This window comes from Achromobacter sp. 1014246743 (assembly GCF_059760725.1).
The window spans coordinates 1-20,034 of record NZ_JCBANA010000048.1 but is presented as its reverse complement, the minus strand read 5'-3'; the positions used below and the strand labels follow the sequence as shown (position 1 = coordinate 20,034).

16 protein-coding genes are annotated in these 20,034 nt (G+C 68.1%); 5 read left to right on the top strand and 11 right to left on the bottom strand.

The window, feature by feature from the left end:
• Positions 1-16 precede the first annotated feature (16 nt).
• On the bottom strand, positions 17-907 hold the full coding sequence (locus AC6LJ2_RS19825; protein ID WP_263913978.1) for a LysR family transcriptional regulator: 891 nt from the start codon (positions 905-907) through the stop codon (positions 17-19).
• Positions 908-1,042: 135 nt separating this feature from the next.
• Here AC6LJ2_RS19825 and ggt point away from each other — a divergent pair, with 135 nt between their 5' ends.
• Positions 1,043-2,797: a gamma-glutamyltransferase gene (gene ggt, locus AC6LJ2_RS19820; protein WP_498152002.1), complete on the top strand. Its 1,755-nt coding sequence runs from the start codon at positions 1,043-1,045 to the stop codon at positions 2,795-2,797.
• An 84-nt stretch (positions 2,798-2,881) separates the two neighbouring features.
• Here ggt and AC6LJ2_RS19815 read toward each other — a convergent pair whose 3' ends face one another.
• The 4 genes from AC6LJ2_RS19815 to AC6LJ2_RS19800 form a co-directional block, all read right to left on the bottom strand.
• Positions 2,882-4,288 (bottom strand): APC family permease, encoded by a 1,407-nt coding sequence (locus tag AC6LJ2_RS19815; protein WP_263913940.1) that lies wholly within the window; start codon positions 4,286-4,288, stop codon positions 2,882-2,884.
• A 269-nt stretch (positions 4,289-4,557) separates the two neighbouring features.
• A complete protein-coding gene (locus AC6LJ2_RS19810) occupies positions 4,558-5,679 on the bottom strand; it encodes a CaiB/BaiF CoA transferase family protein (protein ID WP_498152001.1) in 1,122 nt (373 codons plus the stop codon).
• Positions 5,680-5,691: 12 nt separating this feature from the next.
• A complete protein-coding gene (locus AC6LJ2_RS19805; protein ID WP_445658234.1) occupies positions 5,692-6,672 on the bottom strand; it encodes a Bug family tripartite tricarboxylate transporter substrate binding protein in 981 nt (326 codons plus the stop codon).
• A gap of 127 nt (positions 6,673-6,799) precedes the next feature.
• Complete coding sequence (locus tag AC6LJ2_RS19800) at positions 6,800-8,503, bottom strand: acyl-CoA dehydrogenase family protein (protein WP_498152000.1); 1,704 nt, start codon at positions 8,501-8,503, stop codon at positions 6,800-6,802.
• Positions 8,504-8,648: 145 nt separating this feature from the next.
• On the opposite strand from AC6LJ2_RS19800, the gene AC6LJ2_RS19795 reads away from it, so the two are divergent.
• Positions 8,649-9,542 carry a LysR family transcriptional regulator gene (locus AC6LJ2_RS19795; RefSeq protein ID WP_498151999.1) on the top strand — a complete coding sequence of 298 codons (894 nt, stop codon included), beginning with the start codon at positions 8,649-8,651 and terminating at the stop codon, positions 9,540-9,542.
• Here AC6LJ2_RS19795 and purU read toward each other — a convergent pair.
• The 6 genes from purU to AC6LJ2_RS19765 all read right to left on the bottom strand — a co-directional run bounded on the left by purU (position 9,539) and on the right by AC6LJ2_RS19765 (position 14,766).
• Positions 9,539-10,393 carry a formyltetrahydrofolate deformylase gene (gene purU / locus AC6LJ2_RS19790; protein ID WP_025136752.1) on the bottom strand — a complete coding sequence of 285 codons (855 nt, stop codon included), beginning with the start codon at positions 10,391-10,393 and terminating at the stop codon, positions 9,539-9,541. The genes AC6LJ2_RS19795 and purU overlap by 4 nt on opposite strands.
• A 76-nt stretch (positions 10,394-10,469) precedes the next feature.
• Positions 10,470-11,573: an NAD(P)/FAD-dependent oxidoreductase gene (locus AC6LJ2_RS19785; protein WP_498151998.1), complete on the bottom strand. Its 1,104-nt coding sequence runs from the start codon at positions 11,571-11,573 to the stop codon at positions 10,470-10,472.
• Positions 11,570-12,091: a flavin reductase family protein gene (locus tag AC6LJ2_RS19780; RefSeq protein ID WP_263913947.1), complete on the bottom strand. Its 522-nt coding sequence runs from the start codon at positions 12,089-12,091 to the stop codon at positions 11,570-11,572. Before AC6LJ2_RS19780 ends, AC6LJ2_RS19785 begins: the two co-directional genes overlap by 4 nt.
• 45 nt (positions 12,092-12,136) lie before the next feature.
• Complete coding sequence (gene pdxH / locus AC6LJ2_RS19775) at positions 12,137-12,766, bottom strand: pyridoxamine 5'-phosphate oxidase (RefSeq protein ID WP_445658237.1); 630 nt, start codon at positions 12,764-12,766, stop codon at positions 12,137-12,139.
• Positions 12,767-12,892: 126 nt separating this feature from the next.
• Positions 12,893-13,555 (bottom strand): gamma-glutamylcyclotransferase, encoded by a 663-nt coding sequence (locus tag AC6LJ2_RS19770; protein WP_263913949.1) that lies wholly within the window; start codon positions 13,553-13,555, stop codon positions 12,893-12,895.
• A gap of 2 nt (positions 13,556-13,557) precedes the next feature.
• Complete coding sequence (locus AC6LJ2_RS19765) at positions 13,558-14,766, bottom strand: MFS transporter (protein ID WP_445658238.1); 1,209 nt, start codon at positions 14,764-14,766, stop codon at positions 13,558-13,560.
• A 417-nt stretch (positions 14,767-15,183) separates the two neighbouring features.
• Here AC6LJ2_RS19765 and AC6LJ2_RS19760 point away from each other — a divergent pair, with 417 nt between their 5' ends.
• From AC6LJ2_RS19760 to AC6LJ2_RS19750, 3 genes are read left to right on the top strand one after another with little or no spacing between them, the layout of a single operon-like run.
• On the top strand, positions 15,184-16,365 hold the full coding sequence (locus AC6LJ2_RS19760) for an efflux RND transporter periplasmic adaptor subunit (protein ID WP_263913950.1): 1,182 nt from the start codon (positions 15,184-15,186) through the stop codon (positions 16,363-16,365).
• Between the two features lies 1 nt (position 16,366).
• Positions 16,367-18,325 carry a MacB family efflux pump subunit gene (locus AC6LJ2_RS19755; protein ID WP_498151997.1) on the top strand — a complete coding sequence of 653 codons (1,959 nt, stop codon included), beginning with the start codon at positions 16,367-16,369 and terminating at the stop codon, positions 18,323-18,325.
• Between the two features lie 5 nt (positions 18,326-18,330).
• Positions 18,331-19,752 (top strand): efflux transporter outer membrane subunit, encoded by a 1,422-nt coding sequence (locus AC6LJ2_RS19750; protein WP_498151996.1) that lies wholly within the window; start codon positions 18,331-18,333, stop codon positions 19,750-19,752.
• Positions 19,753-20,034: the final 282 nt, after the last annotated feature.

Genomic DNA, 20,034 nt, shown 5'->3' with positions numbered 1-20,034 from the left:
CGTGCGTGCGTCGTACCTACGCGTGCAGCGCGGCCCGGCTTGCCTCGCATGCGGCGCGCAGCCGGTCGATCAGGTCGCGATGCAACGCTGGCAAGGGGTCCTGCTCGCGCGCCAGCACGCTGATCGGCACTTGCAAGGTCGGCGCCAGCCGCCGCAGGTACATGTCGGGGCGCAGCATCGCCTGCGCCGTGACCGCGTCCACGATGGCATCGCCTGCACCTGCCTGGGCCAGCGCGCACGCCACGTAATGCGTCTGCACCCGCACCGCGGCGCGCGGGGTCAGGCCTTGCGCGTCCAGCGCCATCTGCAGCAACGCCCCGGACGCATCGCTGGCGTCCAGCAGGATCAGTGCGTCGCCCGCAATGTCGGCCAGCGCCAGGGGGCCGCGGCCAGGGCGTGCGCTCAGGTGGACCAGTTCGGTATGGCCCACCTCGGTGCGGGTCAGGCCCGGCGTGTCGCGCGTGTCGAAGGTCACCGCCAGGTCCAGCTCGCGCGTCAGCATGCCGTTGACCAGCTCGGCGCTGTGGTGCGTGTGGATGTCGAACGTCAGGCCGGGCTGGGCCTGGCGGCTGTCGCGCACCACGGCCGGCAACAGGCCCAGGCCCAGCGCCGGCGCGCAGCCCAGGCGCAGGTGGGCATGGGGACGGCCGCGCAGGCTGGCGGCCAGGCGGCGCACGCTGTCCAGGTCCTGGTTCAGGCGGGCGACTTCGGGCGTCAGGATGTCGGCCTCGCGGGTGGCGACCAGGCGGCCCTTGACGCGCTCGAACAGCTTGAAGCCCAGCTGCGACTCGGCGCTGGCCAGCAGCTTGCTGGCGGCCGGTTGCGTGATGTGCAGCGCCGCCGCGGCCTGCGTCAGGGAGCCGGTGCGGCGGATCGCTTCGAAGATCTCGATGTGGCGCAGGCGCATGGGAATGGGAAAGTGTCGGCGCAAAGCGGCATTCTACGGTGCGGCGAGACGGCAGGTGGCGGCGCCAAGGAACGCGCCGATTTGTCTATCATGCAAGCTCATGCCGGCCTGCCGGCGCCATCCCTGGAGTCTGTCATGCGCATGCGTCCCTGCGCCGCCGTCCTGCTCGCCGCCGCGCTGGCCGCGATGCCGTCCGCCTGGGCCCGTTCGCCCGTTGCCACCGACGACCTCAACCCCGAGGCCGCCACCGGCACCCGCGCGCGCGAACGGGTGAGCGCGCCGCATTTCATGATGGTGGCGGCCAACCCGCTGGCCACCGAGGCCGGCGACGAGATGCTGCGCCGGGGCGGCAGCGTGGTCGACGCCGCCATCGCGGCGCAACTGGTGCTGAACCTGGTCGAACCGCAATCGTCCGGCATCGGCGGGGGCGCCTTCATGGTGGTGTACTCGGCCAGGCAAGGCCGCATCGTCACCTACGACAGCCGTGAGACCGCGCCGGCCGCCGCGCGCCCCGACCGCTTCCTGGATGCCGAGGGCAAGCCGCTGCCGTTCGTGCAGTCGGTCAACAACGGCATGGCGGTGGGCGTGCCAGGCCTGCTGCGCGGGCTGGAAATGGCGCACCGGCGCCAGGGCAAGCTGCCGTGGGCCGATCTGTTCCAGCCCGCCATTCGCCTGGCCGAACAGGGTTTTGCGGTGTCGCCCCGCCTGCACAAGCTGCTGGCGGGCAACAAGGAACTGCCGCGCCAGGCGGCCGCCGCCGCCTATTTCTATGCGCCCGATGGCGCGGCGTGGCCCGTCGGCCATGTGCTGAAGAACCCGGCTTTTGCCGCCACGCTGCGCGCCGTGGCCCAGGGCGGTGCCGACGCCTTCTACCAAGGTGACATCGCGCGCGACATCGTGGCGGCGGTGCATGCCCACGCCAAGCCGGGCGACCTGGCGCTGGCCGACCTGGCGGGCTACCAGGCGCGCGAGCGCGAGCCGGTCTGCGGTGCCTATCGCGGCTACCAACTGTGCGGCATGGGTCCGCCCAGCAGCGGCCCGATCGCCGTGCTGCAGATGCTGGGCGAGCTGGAACAGTACCCGCTGTCGCGCTATGCGCCCGGCAGCGTCGAGGCCGTGCACTATTTTTCGGAAGCCGGCCGGCTGGCGTTTGCCGACCGCGACTTCTACGTGGCCGACCCCGACTTCGTCAAGGTGCCGGTGCGCGCCCTGCTGGACCCGGTCTACCTGCGCGCCCGCGGCGCGTTGATCCAGCCGGATCGAAGCATGAAGGTCGCGCTACCCGGCGACCCCGAAGGCAAGCTGCTGTCGCGGGGCCAGGACAACGCGCTGGAACAGCCATCGACCAGCCACCTGGTGGCGGCGGACGCGGACGGCAATGCGCTGTCCATGACCACCACCATCGAGAACGAATTCGGCAGCAAGATCTTCGTGCGCGGCTTTCTGCTGAACAACGAGATGACGGATTTCTCGTCATCGTTCAAGGACCCCGAAGGCCGGTTGGTGGCCAATCGCGTCGAAGCCGGCAAGCGTCCGCGCAGCGCGATGTCGCCGCTGATCGTGCTGCGCGACGGCAAGCCCTACCTGCTGGTGGGTTCGCCCGGCGGCAGCGCCATCATCAACTATGTTGCCAAGACAGTGGTGGCGGTGCTGGACTGGGGCCTGGACATCCAGGCCGCGGCGGCGCTGCCCAACATGGGCAGCCGCAACAAGGAAACCGAACTGGAAAAGGGCACTGCGCTGGAGGCCTTGGCGCCGGCATTGGAACGCATGGGGCACCCGGTGAAGATCACCGAGTTTCCCAGCGGCATCCATGGCATCGTGATTACGCCGGACGGCCTGCAGGGCGGGGTGGACCCGCGGCGCGAAGGCCTGGCGAAGGGCGGCTAGGGCGGACCGGGTAGCCAGTTCCGCGGTGACGAAGCCGGAGCGGGCGAGCGGTCCGGCCAGCCACCGTCCGAACCGCCCGCCGGTTCACTCCAGCGCCGCCGGGTCCAGCTGCATCTTGTCTTCCTTGCGGCGCGCCAGGTAGGTCACGCCCCACATCACCACGCCCAGCAACAGCAGCCAGCCGGCGACCTGGTACTGGATCACGTCGCGGCCGGTCAACGGCGTGACCAGGAACAGGCAGGCCGCGGCGCCCAGCCAGGGCACGACGCGGTTGATGCGGAAGTGCTCGTGCTTGACCGGGTGGCGGCGCAGCACCAGCACCGCCACGTTGACGAAGGCGAACACGCCCAGCAGCAGCAAGGCCGTGGTGCCGCCCAGCGCGCGGATGGCTTCGGAATCGCCCAGCGCCACCAGGATGATCAGGCCGAAGGCCAGCACGGTGGTGAACAGGATGGCCGTCCAGGGCGTCTGGTTGCGGCGATGCACGTGGGCCAGGAACGAGGGCAGCACGCCCTGGCGCGACATCCCGTACAAGAGGCGGCTGGCCATCATCATGTTGATCAGCGCCGAGTTGGCCACGGCAAACATCGAGATCACCGGCATGATGTACTCGACCGGCAGCCCGGGCGCGGCGCGCTTGACCACCAGCACCAGCGGCGTGCTGCTGCTGGCCAGCTCGCCCACCGGCACCAGCGCCACGGCGCAGATCGACACCAGCACGTAGATCACCGCGGTCAGGCCCAGCCCGGTCAGCATCACCTTCGGAAAGATGCGGCTGGGGTTGTGGGTTTCCTCGGCCATGTTGACCGAGTCCTCGAAACCGACCATGGCAAAGAAGGCCAGCGCCGTGGCCGAGGTGACGGCCAGGAACACGCTCTTGTCTTCCGGCGTGTCGAAGGCGATGACGCGCGAGAAATCGGCCTGGCCTTCGGACATGGCGTAAAAGCCCAGCAGGATCACCATCAGCAGGCCCGACAGTTCGATCAGCGTCAGCACCACGTTGGCGCGCACGCTTTCCGAGGCGCCGCGCAGGTTCACCAGCATCACCAGCGCCATGAAGCCCAGCGCGCCGACCGTGATCCAGGTCTTGTCGGCCTGCATGCCGAAGGCCGCGAACATATTGGCGGCAAAGGCTTGCGAGGCGGTCGCGGCCGATGTCAGGCCCGAACACATGACGGTGAAGCAGACGATGAAGGTCAGGAAGTGCACGCCGAACGCCTTGTGCACATACAGCGCCGCGCCGGCCGCTTTCGGGTACTTGGTCACCAGTTCCAGGTAGGACAGCGCGGTCAGCAGCGCTACGCCGAACGCCACCAGGAACGGCAGCCAGGCGGCCCCGCCTACCTCCTTGGCCACCTGCCCGGTCAGCGCATACACGCCGGTGCCGAGAATGTCGCCGACGATGAACAGCAACAGCAGCTTGGGTCCCATCACCCGCTTGAGCGGGGCGTTCTCTTGCGGCGCATTGCCGCTGGAGGCATTCGCAGCCATAGTCATTCTCCTTGTTTTATTTCGATGGGGAGTCGCGCCAGGGCAACGTCACGGGCCGCCATTGCGATGGCCCTGAAGTACGGAAAAAGTCTAAATCGGCCTGGTGCCGGGCAATGCAACAGTGATGCAACGAATTGTCTGTGCATGAAAAACATGCAAAAGCGCCTGCGAGGGCATGAAAATGCCCACGCAAGGGTGGGCGATGAAGAGATCGTGACGGGCCCGATGGGCGGCGCCAAGCGGGCCTGCCAGGCGGGCCGCGAAGACCCTCAGTCGGTCGGGGGCGTCAGGTCCGGCGGCAAGCGCCGCAACGTGGCGGGCGTGCGCGACAGCTTGATGGGCGAGCCCACGCCGCGATAGTCCCCTTGTTCGAGCACCATGCCGCGGTGCCGGGTGTGCGGGTGCGCCAGCGCCTGGTCCACCGTCTGCACGGCGGCGGCCGGCACGCCGGCGCGCAGCAGGCGGTCGGCCAGCGCGGCGGCCTCGTGCCGGGCCAGCAGCGCCGCCAGGTCGTCGCGCAGCGCCTGGCGGTTTGCCAGGCGGTCGGCGTTGGCGGCATAGCGCGGGTCGGCGGCCAGGGCGGGGGCTTCCAGCACCTGGGCCAGCTGGGCGAACTGGCGGTTGTTGCCCACCGCCAGGAAGATCGGCCCGCTGGCGGTGGGCAGGGTTTCATAGGGCGCGATGTTGGGATGCGCGTTGCCGCTGCGGCCCGGCGTCTTGCCGCTGTAGAAGTAGTTGGGCGCGTGCGGGTGCAGCAGCGACAGCGCGCAGTCGTACAGCGTGATGTCCAGGAACTGGCCAAGGTGGCTGCGCACGCGCTCGTTCAATGCCAGCAGGATCGCCACCGCGGCGTTCAGGCCCGTCACCATGTCCACCACCGGCAGGCCCACGCGGGTGGCCTCGCCGTCGGCTTCGCCGTTCACGCTCATCAGGCCGCACATGGCCTGGGCGCAGGCGTCATAGCCGGGCAGGCCGCCCAGCGGGCCGTCGGCGCCGAAGCCGCTGACGCGGCAATGCACCAGCCGGGGAAACCGCTGGCTCAGCGTGTCGTAACCCAGGCCCCACTTTTCCAGCGTGCCGGGCTTGAAGTTCTCGACCAGCACGTCTGCGTCGCTCAGCAGGTGGCGCAGCAGTTCCTGGCCGGCGGGCTGCGACAGGTCCAGCGTCATGCCGCGCTTGTTGCGGTTGACGCCCACGAAGTACGACGCCGTGTCGCCCAGGAAAGGCGGGCCCCAGCCCCGGGTTTCGTCGCCGCCGGGCGGTTCGATCTTGAGCACGTCGGCGCCGTGGTCGGCCAGGATCTGGGTGCAGTACGGACCGCCCAGCACGCGGGACAGGTCGATCACTTTGCAGCCGGCCAGGGCGCCGGCATTGGGTAGCTGTGGAGCCATGGAGCCTCGGGGTCAGTCGATGGAAACGTGGGCGCTCTGGATGAGCGTGCGCCACTTGGGCACTTCGGTGGCGATGAAGGCCGACAGGCCTTGCGGGCTTTGGTCGTCGGCCCGCACGATGCCCTGGCTGCGCAGGGTCTGTTCGATGGCGGGGTCGGCCAGCGCGGTCTGGAATGCCTGGTTCAGCCTGGCGGTCACCGCGGCGGGCGTGTCCCTGGGTGCGACGATGCCGAAGAACACGCTGACGTCGTAGCCCTTCAGGCCTTGCTCGGACAGCGTCGGCAGGTCGGGCAGGGCGTCGGAGCGTTGCGCGCTGGCCAGGCCGATGGCACGCAGTTTGCCGGCCTTGATGTATGGCAGCGCCGTCAGGATGTCGGTGAACGACATCGACACCTGTCCGCCCAGCAGGTCGTTCAGCGCCGGCCCCGTGCCCTTGTAGGGGATGTGCATGACCTGGGTGCCGGCCATCTGGTTGAACAGGATGCCCGCCAGGTGCGACGAGGCGCCGTTGCCGGACGAGGCGTAGCTGAGCTTGTCCGGGTTCTTCCTGGCGTAGGCGATCAGTTCCTGCGCATTGTTGGCGGGCACCGACGGGTTCACCACCAGGATGTTGGGCAGGTGGCCGATGCGGATGATGGGCGCGAAGCTGGTCTCGGGGTTGTAGCCCTGGTTTTTGTACAGGCTGACGTTGATGGCCAGCGGCCCGGACGTGCCGAACAGGATGGTGTAGCCGTCCGGCTTGGCGGCGGCCACGTATTCGGACCCGATATTGCCGCCCGCACCGGCGCGGTTCTCGACGATGACGGTCTGGCCCAGCGGCGTCTTCAGCTTTTCGGCCAGGCGGCGGGCCAGGGCATCGGTGGGGCCGCCGGGCGGGAAGGGCACCACCAGCGTGACGGGGCGGGACGGGTAGGCGTCGGCGGCCAGCGCGGGCGCGGCGCCGGCCGTGAGCGCGGCGGCGGCCAGCAGCAGGGGGGTGAACAAGCGTTTCATGGATGTCTCCAGGGGTAGGGGCGCGCCGACTGTGCCGCCGGCGTCGTGGGTCGAACAGGCGTGCGGGCCATGCCGCATCGCCAGGTAAAGCGTGCCGCCCTGCTGCGGGGCCGCCAGGGGTGCCCGTCTACAGCGCGTACTGCAGGATGCCGCGGCAGGCGGCGCCTTCGTCGGCGGCAATGGCGTAGGGATCGCGCGGCGCCAGGCGGTGCTGCAGCACCTGGTCGGCCAGCAGCGCGCGGGCGGCCAGGCTGTCGCCGGCGGCCTCCCAGCGCAGCGCCGCCATCGATACCGCGTGGTACAGCAGCGAGGCTGCCTGGCGCGCCAGTTCGGCGTGGTCGCCCTGGGCGGCATGCTCGGCCAGCGCATAGGTCTGTTCCAGCGCGCGGGCCTGGGTGTCGGCCCATTCGGGCGGGCAGGGCAGGCCGTCGGCCAGCAACTGGTCGATGTGGCGACGCAGCGCGGGCAGCGAGCCTTCTTTGTTGATGGCCCGCAGCACGTCCAGCGCAACGATGTTGCTGGTGCCTTCCCAGATCGAACCCAGGTGGGCGTCGCGCACCAGCCGCGGCTCGGTCCATTCTTCGATGTAGCCGCAGCCGCCGCGCACTTCCATGGCGTCGCCGGTGACCTTGCGTGCGTCGCGGCAGGCGCGGAACTTGATCAGCGGCGTCAGGATGCGGGCCAGCGCGGGGTCGCCGCCGCCCTGGTCGGCCTCGGCCAGTGCGCGCGCCGTCTGGAACATGACGCTGCGCGCCTGCTCGGCCCACACCGTCATCTTGACCAGTTGGCGCTGCATCAGCGGCATGTCGATCAGGCGCTTGCCGAAGGCGCGGCGGTGCTGCGAGACGTAGACGGCCTCGGTGACCGCGCGGCGCATCAGGCCGGCGGCGCGCATGCCGTTGGACAGGCGCGAGTTGTTGATCATGTCGGCCATGTGCTTGAAGCCCTTGCCGCGTTCGCCCACCAGCCAGGCGGTGGCGCCTTCCAGCCGGATCTCGCCGCTGGCCATCGAGCGCGTGCCCAGCTTGTCCTTCAGGCGCAGGATGCGGTAGCGGTTGCGGGTGCCGTCTTCCAGGTCGCGCGGCAGCAGGAACAGCGACACGCCCTTCAGGCCGGGCTCGGCTTCGCTGCGCGCCAGCACCATGGCAAAGCCCGCGTCGGGGTTGGAGCAGAACCACTTGTCGCCGAATACGCGCCACGTGCCGTCGTCCTGGCGCTCGGCGGTGACCTCGGTGGCGCTGACGTCCGACCCGGCGCCTTGCTCGGTCATGAACATGGCGCCTTGGCGCAGGGTGTCGAAGTCCTGGCTGGTGACCTGCGGCAGCACCCGTTCCACCAGCGCCGGGTCGCCAAACTTGCGCAGCGTGCGGGCCAGGGAATCGGTCATGCTGACCGGGCAGCACAGGCCGAACTCGGCCTGCACGAACAGGTGGCTGAGCGCGTACTTGGCGGTGGCCGGCATGGATTCCGGCCAGCCCAGCACGCCGCCCCGGTGCGACAGGGCCGCCAGGCCGAATTCGCTGTAGGCCAGGCGCTCCAGTTCGACGTAGGCCGGGTGCTTGTCCACCCGTGATTCGTCGGCCCCGGCGCGGCTGCGCACCGACAGGGTGGGCGGATGCTTGTCGGCGGTGGCTGCCAGCTCGTCCATGCGGCCGCCGGCCAGTGCGCCCAGGCGGTCCAGGTGCGGCAGCAGGTGCGCGTGCAGCGCGGCGGGCAGATAGCGCCGGGCCAGCGGCGCGGCGTAGGGGTCGGCGCGAAACAGGTTCAGGCCGCGGGAATCCGGAACGGGCGTGGCCGAAACCGGGGCGGCGGGCTGGGCGGGGGTATCCATGGCGGCATCCTGCTGAGGGAATGGGATTGCCTGGCATGGTGCGACGATGGATTAATCTATACAAATACCGTTTTGGTGTAGACCTATCCAAAAAAAATATGGATCTCGGGCAAGGGGCAGACCGCCCCGCCCAGGGAGGAGACCGATGGACCTGGACCCGCGCCTGTTGCGCTATTTCATCGCTGTGGCCGAAGAACGGCATTTCAGCCGGGCGGCCGCGCGCCTGCATATTTCGCAGCCGCCGCTCAGCTACGCCATCCGCCAGCTGGAAGACAACGTCGGTGCGCGCCTGCTGGCGCGCACCAGCCGTCAGGTGGAACTGACCGCCGCCGGCCAGGTGCTGTATCGCGAGGCCCTCACGCTCCTGCGCCAGGCCGAGGACGTGCGCACGCTGGTGCAGCGGGTGGACGCCGGCCTGCGCGGACGGCTGCGCATCGGCTTCGTGGGGTCGATGCTGTATCGCGGCCTGCCGGCGCTGCTGGCGGCCATGCGCGCCGAACTGCCGGACGTGGAGCACGTGCTGATCGAGCAGAATTCGCACGACCAGATCGAGGCCGTGCGGCGCGGCGAACAGGACCTGGGGTTCATCCATGCCAATCCGGTGCCACCGGGGGTGGCCGCGCGCGACCTGCTGGCCGAGCCCTTCGTGATGTGCCTGCCCGACAGCCACCCGCTGGCCCGGCAGCGGTCGCTGCGGCTGGCGGAACTGGCCACGGACGATTTCGTCTTTTTCGCCCGCGCCGCCTCGCCCAGCTATTACGAAACGGTGCTGTCGCTATGCGTGGGGGCGGGCTTCATGCCGGTGATTCGCCACGAAGTGCGCCACTGGCTCAGCGTGGCTTCGCTGGTGTCGCAGGGGCTGGGCGTGTCGATCGTGCCGGCCTGCCTGTCGCGCAGCGGCCTGGCGGGCACGCGCTTCATTGCCTTCGAACATCCGGCGCGCTCGGTCAGCCAGGTGATCTGGCCGGACGCGGATCGTTCGCCGTTGCAGGAAAAGGCGCTGGCGTTGGTGCAACGCCAGTTTCCGGCGCAGGCTTAGCGGAACACGACGGTCTTGTTGCGGTTCAGCAGGATGCGGTGCTCGACGTGGCTGCGCACGGCACGCGACAGCACCAGCGATTCGATGTCGCTGCCGACCTGGGTCAGGTCCTGGGCGGTCATCGTGTGGTCCACGCGCTCGATGTCCTGGTCGATGATCGGACCTTCGTCCAGGTCCGACGTCACGAAGTGGGCGGTGGCGCCGATGATCTTCACGCCGCGCGCATGCGCCTGGTGGTACGGGCGTGCGCCCTTGAAGCTGGGCAGGAAGCTGTGGTGGATGTTGATGGCGCGGCCATTGAGCGCACGGCACATGTCGGCCGACAGGATCTGCATGTAGCGGGCCAGCACCACCAGGTCGATGCTGTACTGGTCGACCAGCGCCAGCACGTCCTGCTCTTGCTGTGCCTTGGTCTCGGGCGTGACGGGCAGATGGTGGAACGGAATGCCATACGAGGCGGCCAGGCTGGCGTAGTCGTTGTGGTTGGACACGATGGCGGCCACTTCGGCATGCAGCTGGCCGCTGTGCACGCGGAACAGCAGGTCGTTCAGGCAGTGGCCCTGCTTGCTGACCATGATCAGCAGGCGTTCCTTGCGGCGGGCGTCATGCAGTTGCAGGTCCATGCCGTACTCGGCCGACACCTCGTCCAGGCGGGCACGCAGGGCCTCGGGGGCCACGCCGACGGGCAGGTCGAAGTGCACCCGCAGGAAGAAGCGGCCGGTTTCCTCGTCGCCGAACTGCTGCGAATCCAGGATGTTGCAACCCAATTCGAACAACAGGCCGCTGACGCGGAAGACGATGCCGGTGCGGTCGGGGCAGGACAGGGTCAGGATGTAGTCGTTGTGCTGCATGGCTATGAGGAAAAGGAAAGAAACGAGGGAGGGCGTCGGCGCCGGCCTGTCGGCCGTCAGTGCGCGACGCAGAGATTCACAATCTGGCCAGGGTCTCTTCGGCCAGGGCCAGGCTGGACGTCAGGCCTGGCGATTCTATGCCGAACAGGTTCACCAGGCCGGGCACGCCATGCACGGCAGGGCCGGCGATGACGAAATCGGCGGCCGGTTCGTGCGGGCCGGAAATCTTGGGGCGGATGCCGGTATAGCCCGGCGTCAGGGCATTCTCGGGCAGCGCCGGCCAGTAGCTGCGCACGGCGGCATAGAACACGTCGGCGCGGGCCGGGTCGATGGTGTAGTCCTCGGTGCCGACCCATTCGGTGTCGGGCCCGAACTTGGCCTGGCCGCCCATGTCCAGCGTCAGGTGCACGCCCAGGCCGGCGTGCTGCGGCACCGGGTAGATCAGGCGCGAGAACGGGGCGCGGCCGGCCAGCGTGAAATAGCTGCCCTTGCACAGGTAATCGGTGGGGATGGTGGCCGATGGCACGCCGTCGATGCGGCGGGCCAGGGCCGGCGCCTGCAGGCCGGCCGAATTGATCAGCACGTTGCAGGTCAGGTTCATGGCGTCATCGCCGCCGAACTGCAATTCGAATCCGCCTTCGGGTCGGACGCGGCCAGACACCAGCGGCGTGTGGAACACGCACTGGGCGCCGGCATTTTCGGCATCGCCCTGGAAGGCCAGCATCAGCGCGTGGCTGTCGACGATGCCGGTGGACGGCGACACCAGCGCGGCGGTGCATTGCAGCGCCGGCTCCAGCCGCATGGCGTCTTCGCCGGAAATGAACTGCAGGTCGTCCACGCCGTTGGCGCGGGCGCGCTGGGCAATCCCTTCGAGCTGGGTGGCCTGGTCGGCGGTGGTGGCGACGATCAGCTTGCCCAGGCGCCGGTGGGGAATGCCGCGTTCGGCGCAATAGGCGTACAGCAGGTGCTTGCCGCGCACGCACAGGCGGGCCTTCAGGCTGCCCGCGGGGTAATAGATGCCGGCATGGATGACTTCGGAATTGCGCGAACTGGTGCCGGTGCCGATGGCCTCGGTGGCCTCGGCCACCAGTACCTCACGGCCGGACTGGGCCAGCGCGCGGGCGATGGCCAGGCCGACCACGCCGGCGCCGATCACCACGCAATCGATATCGGCGCTCATGGCGTCTTGCCGGCGCGGGCGCCGGCCGGGGTCAGGTCGAAACCGCCCGCATGGAAGACCAGGGGCGGCTCGCCGCTGTGGCCGCAACGTTCGACTTCTCCGACCATGATGACGTGATCTCCTTCGACGTAGCGGCTGCGGTTGTGGCATTCGAACCAGGCGGCGCAGTGGCCGTCCAGCATCGGCGTGCCGCCCGGCGCGTGATGCACCGTCAGGCCCTTGTAGCGGTCGGGCGTCTTGCCGGTGGCAAAGCGCCGAGCCAGGGCGATCTGCTCGGCCCCCAGCACGTTGACCACGTAGCGCTGGCATTGTTCGAAGGCAGCCAGCGACGAGGAATTGCGCGACAGGCTCCAGAGCACCAGCGGCGGGTTCAGCGAAACCGAGTTGAACGAGCTGACCGTGAGCCCGATGGGCGCGCCATCGAGGTCGGACGTGGTCACGACCGTGACGCCGGTGGCGTAGCGGCCCAGCGCGGTGCGAAAGAATGCAGCGTCGAAATCAGGGGAGGAGGCGGGCATGCAGATAAGGGAGGGAGCGGGCGCCGCGCACGGCGCCCGGCGGCGTCAAGGCGACAGGCGTTCGATCTTCCAGCCTGCGCCGTCGGCGATATAGCGCAGGCGGTCGTGCAGGCGCGAGGGCCGGCCTTGCCAGAATTCCAGGGAAGTGGGCTTGAGGCGGTAACCGCCCCAGTGCGGCGGACGCGGCGGCTGGTCGCCGTAGCGTTCGCGGAATTCCAGTTCGCGGGCTTCGAGCTCGGCGCGGGTGATCGGCTGGCTCTGGCGCGAGGCCCAGGCGCCGATGCGCGAACCGGCCGGGCGGCTGTGGTAGTAGGCGTCCGATTCCTCGGCCGCGACCTTTTCCACCACGCCCTCGATGCGCACCTGGCGTTCCAGCGGCTGCCAGAAGAACAGCAGGCAGGCGCGCGGCTCGGCCGCAAGGTCGGTGCCCTTGCGGGATTCGTAATTGGTGAAGAACGTGAAACCGCGCTCGTCGAACCCCTTGATGAGGACGATGCGGGCGCTGGGCTGGCCGGCGGCATCGACCGTGGCCAGGGTCATGGCGTTGGGTTCGGGGACCTTGGCGGCCAGGGCCTCGTCGAACCAGCGGGTGAATTGCTCGAACGGCGAGGCGGCGGCCTGGCTTTCCAGCAGCACGTTCTTGTCGTAGCTTTGACGCAGATCTGAGACAGACATGGGGCGTGTGATTCAGCGTTGATAACAAGCAGTTTATACCGCCGCTGGGATGCCCCCTTATTGACCCCGCGCAGGGTCCGGGCAAGTTTCCGGCCCGGGGCGGGCCGAATCGGGCCGGCAGCCGGCCTACGCGCCTTCTGGCAGGGGCCGGCCGTCCTGTTCGAGGCGGCGGGCGATGGCGTCCAGGCGGGCGTCGTGGATGCCGGCCGCACGCAGGGCCTGGGCCGTCTGCACCACGTATTCGGTGCAGGGGCCGTAGCGGCCGGCGGCGCGGCGCACGATGGCCAGCAGCTCGGGCTCGGGCAGGGCGCGGATGTACGCGGGATTGGCGCGGTTCATGACAAATACCAGCGCTTTGACGCTGCCGGCCTCGGTCGTGCAGTTGAGCCAGCGGGGCAGGTAGGCGCCGGTGGACATCTCGCGGTCCCAGAGGGCGGGGAAGTACGTGGGCACCTGGCTGCCCGCCAGGCGGTAGACCACGCCGCGGCACGAGCCGCCGCGGTCCAGGCCGAAGACCAGTCCGGGGCATTCGGGCGTGCCGCGATTGACCCGAGACCACAGGCACAGCGCCCGGTGGTGGCCATGCAGGGTGGCCAGCCGGCGTTCCTCGAAGGCGAAATCGGGGCGCCAGACCAGGGATCCGTACCCATATACCCAGACGTCCTCGCCGGCCTGCCAATGTTGCAGCGCGGCGGCAAGCGACGCCTGGCGTTCTTCGGGCGTCCACAAGCGAAAGGGCAGGCTGGCGCCGGCAATGCCGGCAGCGGAGGAAGGGGACTGCGTGTTCACGACTACGGTTTCCGGTCAGATTCGAGCGGGGGGTTGCGATTGGCCCAGCCGCCGGCCATCAGGGCCACGGAATAGGCCCAGAACAGCGGGGCGACGCCGATGACCGCACCCAGCGCGCCGAAGGTCAGCGGCAGCGAAACCTGCGAACCGTTGATCAGGGCCATGCGTAGCCCCACGGCTTCGGCGGCGCGGCCCGGTGGCGAGTGCTGGTGCAGCAGTGAAAGCATACTCGGTTGGCAGCACCCCAGCGCAAGCCCGAGGATGAACGACAGCACGATCAGGACGCTAACGTCGGTGAACAGCGGGTAAAGCATGAAGTCGATGGCGGCAGTGGCCATGGCCACCCGCACCAGCGTCCACGACCGCACGCGGCGCTGGATCAGCGGCAATACCAGGCGGATGATGAACGTTGCCGCCGCGAAGGATGCAAGAATGACACCGATGGTGGTGGCCGACAGGCCGATCGCGATGCCGAAGATGGGCACCACGAACAAGTGGGTGTCCCAGGCGCCGGACAAAATGGTATTGACCATCAGGATGCGCCGCAGCGCCGGCACGGCCAGCAGTTCGGTGACGCGGCGGCGCTGGGCTTCCTTGGCGCCGGCCAGCAGCGAATCGACCGCCTTCAATTGGTGACGCAAGGTGTACAGCCCGGCCGCCGACAGCAGCGGACCCAGCGTCAGCAGGCCGAAGGCCAGCCGGGTGCCCAGGTGGTCGATCGCCAGGCCGGCGATCAGCGGCCCGGAAAACCCCGACCCCGCCAGGGCCAGCGACATGTACGAGAAGTTGCGCAGGCGCTGCGCGGGTTCGGCGTGGCCCAGCAGATCCTGCGTGGCCACCTGGTGCAGCATGAAGCCGATGCCGATGGAACAGGACGCGATCAGCAGGGCGAACTGGGTCTGCGACACGAAAGGCAGCGCGGTGCCGATCACCACCAGCGTGGTACCGGTGACCAGCGGGCGCACGATGCCGACCCGGTCGACCCAGCGGCCGGCCCGCACCGAAAACAGCATCGGCAGCACGGCGAACACGGCGATCAGCGTACCCACCTTGAAGGTGGACAGGCCCATCTGCAGCGCCGTCAGGGACACGGTGATCCGTCCCCCGGTGAGCGCCACGTGGTTCAGCATGGCCAGCACGCACAACAGCGCCGCCCCGGAAAACTCCGGGGCGGCGTGATGTGAAGAGGGGGATGGGGGCGATGTAGGCACGGATACGACTTAACTGCATTCATTCTGTGCCGAACGTCGCGCTATGTCGAGATGCGGTTTTTTTGCACTGCGGCATTCATGTTCGGGAAGTGGTGACAGGATAGGCGCCATCTATCGGCCAAGTCGGACAGGGTTGGGGAAAGATGGCGGCATGATCGCCGCAAGCTCGGTTACACGGGTTGCATGAGTGCGCTGCAACAGATGTATCGTTCACGCAACGGAACAATCATTCGGTGCAGCGGCCCAAGTCTGGCCCGCTTTACCGTTTTTCACCCTTTCGCCACAGATTGGGCATCCTTTTGGCGCAATCCACCGTTTAGGATGTGCAGGCAGTCTGGGCAAGCGCCGTCGGCCCGATCCGTTTTTAGTTATTCGAGTGGCGGGCCATGTCCCCGCCGCCCCATTTGAACTGGTTCAATGAAAAAGCCTCGCAGCAAAGTCCGGCGCTACGTCCTCATCGCCGTTGTTCTCCTGATCATTGCCTATGGCGTGCGCGCCGCCTTTTTCTCGGCGCCGCCGCCGCCCACCTTCGCCGTGGCCGAAGTCACCCGCGGCAACCTTGAAGACAGCGTTTTGGCCAGCGGCACGATGGACGCCATCGAACGCGTGAGCGTCGGCGCGCAGGCCACCGGCCAGCTCAAGTCGCTGAAGGTGGCGCTGGGCGACCGCGTCAAGAAGGGCCAGTTGGTGGCCGAGATCGACGACCTGACCCAGCAGAACGAGCTGCGCAATGCCCAGGCCGCCTTGCAGACCCGCCGGGCCGAGCGCGCCGCCAAGGTCGCCACCCTGAAGCAGGCCGAACTGGCCTTCCGCCGGCAACGCCAGATGCTGGCGGCCGACGCCAGCTCGCGCGAGGCCTATGAAACCGCCGAGGCCACGCTGGGCGTGACCCGCGCCGACATCTCGTCGCTGGACGCGCAGATCGTGCAGGCCGAAATCCAGGTGGACACCGCCAAGGTCAACCTGGGCTACACCCGCATCGTCTCGCCCATCGACGGCATCGTGGTCGCCGTGGTCACCAAGGAAGGCCAGACGGTCAACTCGTTCCAGAGCGCGCCGACCATCATCAAGGTCGCCCAGGTGGCCACGATGACCATCAAGGCGCAGATCTCCGAAGCCGACGTGACCCGGGTCAAGCCCGGCCTGCCGGTGTACTTCACCATCCTGGGCGAGCCCGATCAGCGTTACCAGGCCACCCTGCGCGCGGTGGAACCGGCGCCCGAATCGATCCAGAAAGACGACGCCACCGCATCGCTGACCTCGTCCGGCTCCAATTCCACCAGCGCCGCGGTGTACTACAACGGCCTGTTCGACGTGCCCAACCCTGACGAAAAGCTGCGCATCTCCATGACGGCGCAGGTGTCCATCGTGCTGGGCGAGGCCCGCGACGCGGTGGTGGTGCCGGCCTCGGCCCTGGGCAAGCGCGGCGAAGACGGCCGCTACGCGGTGCGGGTGGTGGACAAGAACAACCAGACCGAGACCCGCCAGGTCAAGATCGGCATGAACAACAACGTGCAGGCGCAGGTGCTGGAAGGCCTGGAAGTGGGCGAACGCGTGGTGTCGGCCGACGCCGCGCCGGTGGCCGCCGCAGGACGCTGAGATGGCCGGACCGCTCATTTCGCTGGCCGGGGTTCGCCGCGAGTTTCCCGCGGGCGAGCAGACCATCGCCGTGCTCAAGGACATCAACCTGACCATCGAGGCCGGGGAAATGGTGGCCATCGTCGGCGCGTCGGGCTCGGGCAAGTCGACCCTGATGAACATCCTTGGCTGCCTGGACCGGCCCACCAGTGGCGACTATCGCGTGGACGGCCGCAGCACCGGCGAGCTGGACCCGGACGAACTGGCCGAACTGCGCCGCGAACACTTCGGCTTCATTTTCCAGCGCTACCACCTGCTGTCCGACCTGACGGCGCAGGGCAACGTCGAGGTGCCGGCGGTCTACGCCGGCAAGCGCCGCGAAGCGCGGCTGCAACGCGCCGAAGAACTGTTGCGGCGCCTGGGCCTGGGCGACCGCACGGGCCACCGCCCCGGGCAGCTGTCGGGCGGCCAGCAGCAGCGCGTGAGCATTGCCCGCGCGCTGATGAACGGCGGCGACATCATCCTGGCGGACGAACCGACCGGCGCGCTGGACACGCACACAGGCCAGGAAGTGCTGCGCATCCTGGAAGAACTGAACGCGGCCGGCCATACCATCATCCTGGTCACGCACGACATGAACGTGGCGCGCCATGCGCAGCGCATCATCGAGATCAGTGACGGCGAGATCGTGTCGGACAAGCGCAACCCCGATGCGCCGCATCTCCAGGCCGAGCGCGAAGCACCCGCCGTGCTGCCGCCGCGACCGAGCTGGCAGGCCTACCTGGACCGCTGCGGCGAGGCCCTGCGCATGGCGCTGCTGGCCATGAATGCGCACCGCCTGCGTACGTCGTTGACCATGCTGGGCATCATCATCGGCATCGCCGCAGTGGTGTCGGTGGTGGCGCTGGGCGAGGGCTCGCGCCAGAAGATCCTGGAAGACATCAGCGAGATCGGCACCAATACGGTCGAGGTGTTTCCGGGCAAGGACTTCGGCGACGAAAAGGCCGTCAACATCCGCACGCTGGTGCCGGCCGACGCCGATGCGCTGGCGCGCGAGTCGTACGTGGACAGCGTGACGCCGGAAGTCTCCACCAGCAGCACGCTGCGCTATCGCAACGTGGCGGTGAACGGTTCGATCCAGGGCGTGGGCGAACAGTACTTCCGGGTCCGCAATGTCAAGCTGGCGCAGGGCAAGTACTTCGATGCCACCAGCGTGGCGCGCCGCGCGCAGGAAGTGGTGATCGACGAAAGCACCCGCAAGGCGCTGTTCGGCTCGCACACCGATGCCATCGGCCAGATCGTGTTCCTGGGGGCGATGCCGGCCCGCGTGATCGGCGTGACCAAGAAGAACGACACGGTCTTCGGCAACAACGAAACGCTGAACGTCTGGATTCCCTACACCACGGCGCTGTCGCGCGTGCTGGGCCAGCAACACCTGAAGAGCATCACGGTGCGCGTGAACGACGCGTCGCCGCCGGCCGCGGCCGAGCAGGCGATCACGCGGGTGCTGATGCGCCGCCATGTGGTGAAGGATTTCTTCGTGTTCAACACGGACGCGATCCGCAAGACGATCGAACGCACGACGGCGACGATGACGCTGCTGGTGTCGCTGATTGCGCTGATTTCGCTGATGGTGGGCGGCATCGGGGTGATGAACATCATGCTGGTGTCGGTCACCGAGCGCACCCGGGAAATCGGGGTGCGCATGGCGGTGGGCGCGCGCCGCAGCGACATCATGCAGCAGTTCCTGATCGAGGCGGTGCTGGTGTGCCTGATCGGCGGGGCGGTGGGCATTGCGCTGTCGCTGGGCCTGGGCGTGCTGGTGGCGAAAGCCACGGGCGGCTCGTTCCGCATGATCTATTCGACGGCGTCGATGGTGGCGGCGTTCACGTGTTCGACGCTGATCGGCGTGCTATTCGGCTATTTACCGGCGCGCAATGCGGCGCGCCTGGATCCCGTCGAGGCCTTGGCCCGGGAATGAGGACGATGAAAGCTGTTTCCCTGATCTACAAACCCGCCGCGCTGGCCTTGGCGCTGGCCCTGTCGGGCTGCGGCGGCCTGCTCAAGACCGAGTACCAGGCGCCCGAGACGCGCGCCCCGGCGGCCTGGACCTACGCGTCCGATGCGGCAGCACCGATGGCGCCGGCCGCGGCGCTGGCGGTTGGCGGGGCGTGGTGGCGCAATTTCAATGACCCGGTGTTGAACGGGCTGGTGGAAGGCGCGCTGGCGCGCAACAACGACCTGGCCGCGGCGGCGATCCGGGTGCGCCGGGCGCAATACCAGGCGGGCCTGGCCGAAGACCAGCTGATTCCGCAACTGACGGGCAACGCCAGCGTGACCCGCTCACGCAATTTCTACGGCGACCGCGCAATCACCCGCGCGAACGGCACGGAACTGTCGATCGGCTACGAGGTGGACCTGTGGGGCAAGCTGTCGCGCCAGCGCGATGCGGCGGACTGGGAAGCGCTGGCTACCGAGCAGGACCGCCAGAGTTCGGCGCTGTCGCTGGTGGGCACGACGGCGACGCTGTATTGGCAGACGGCGTTCATCAATCAACGCATTGCGAGCAGCCTGGAAAGCATCGCATACGCGCGCCGGACGCAGGACCTGGTGCGGGCGCAATATGCGGCGGGTGGGGCGTCGGCGCTGGAAGTGGCGGAAGCGGAGCAGACGGTGGCCAGCCAGCAGGCGGCGCATGCGCTGTTGGTGCAGCAACGTGTGGAATACGTGAATGCGCTGGCGATCCTGTTCGACGGCCCGCCGGACCGCACGATGGCAGATCCGCCGCGGCTGCCGCAATATCCGCTGCCGCAGGCGCGGGCAGGGGTGCCGGCAGAGCTGCTGGGACGCCGGCCGGATCTGCGGGCGGCTGAACTGCGGCTGCGCGAGGCGTTGTCGAATGTGGACGCGGCGCGGGCAAGTTTCTATCCGACGCTGACGCTGACAGGCTCGTTGGGAACGAGCAGTCCGACGCTGTCGAACATTCTGCAAAATCCGGTGGGGGCGTTGACGACGGCGGTGACGTTGCCGTTCTTGCAGTGGAATCGGCTGGGGTTGAACCTGAAGATTTCGCGGACGGAGTTCGATGAGCGGGTGGTGACGTTCAGGCAAGCGCTGTATCAGGCGATGGCGGATGTGGAAAATGCGTTGTCGAATCGGACGCAGCTGCGGGTGCAGGGGGAGCAGCTTGAGGCATCGTTGAAGGCGGCTCGGGAGGCTGAGCGGCTGTATGAAGTTCGTTATCGGGCGGGGTCTGTGTCGTTGCGGTTCTGGTTGGATGCGCAGGAGAAGCGGCGGGGGGCGGAGATGGCTCGGGATGAGAATGTGTTGAATCGGTTGGTGAATCAGGTGAAGGTTTATCAGGCATTGGGTGGGGATGATTCTTTTTCTGCTACGAATGTGGAGTAGTAGGTTTACTTTTATGGTGTTTGGTTTGCTGGGGTGTTGGTGCTTGCATGAGGGGGGCTTCGTAGGTCGCCCCTGGCGGGGGTGGCTTGCGGAGTGGGCGCCCACGATTGCGGTCCGGAGCCTTCGCTCCGGACTTCCCCCTCGTCATCGTCGTACGCCTTCGGCTCCCTTGTATCTTGAGCCCTGGGATGGTTAGCTACCATTCCACGAGAGACAGGTGAGTTTCTGCGGCTCCCTTAGGTGCCTGACCCTGTTCTGAAGACTAAACCCCTGTCTCTCACC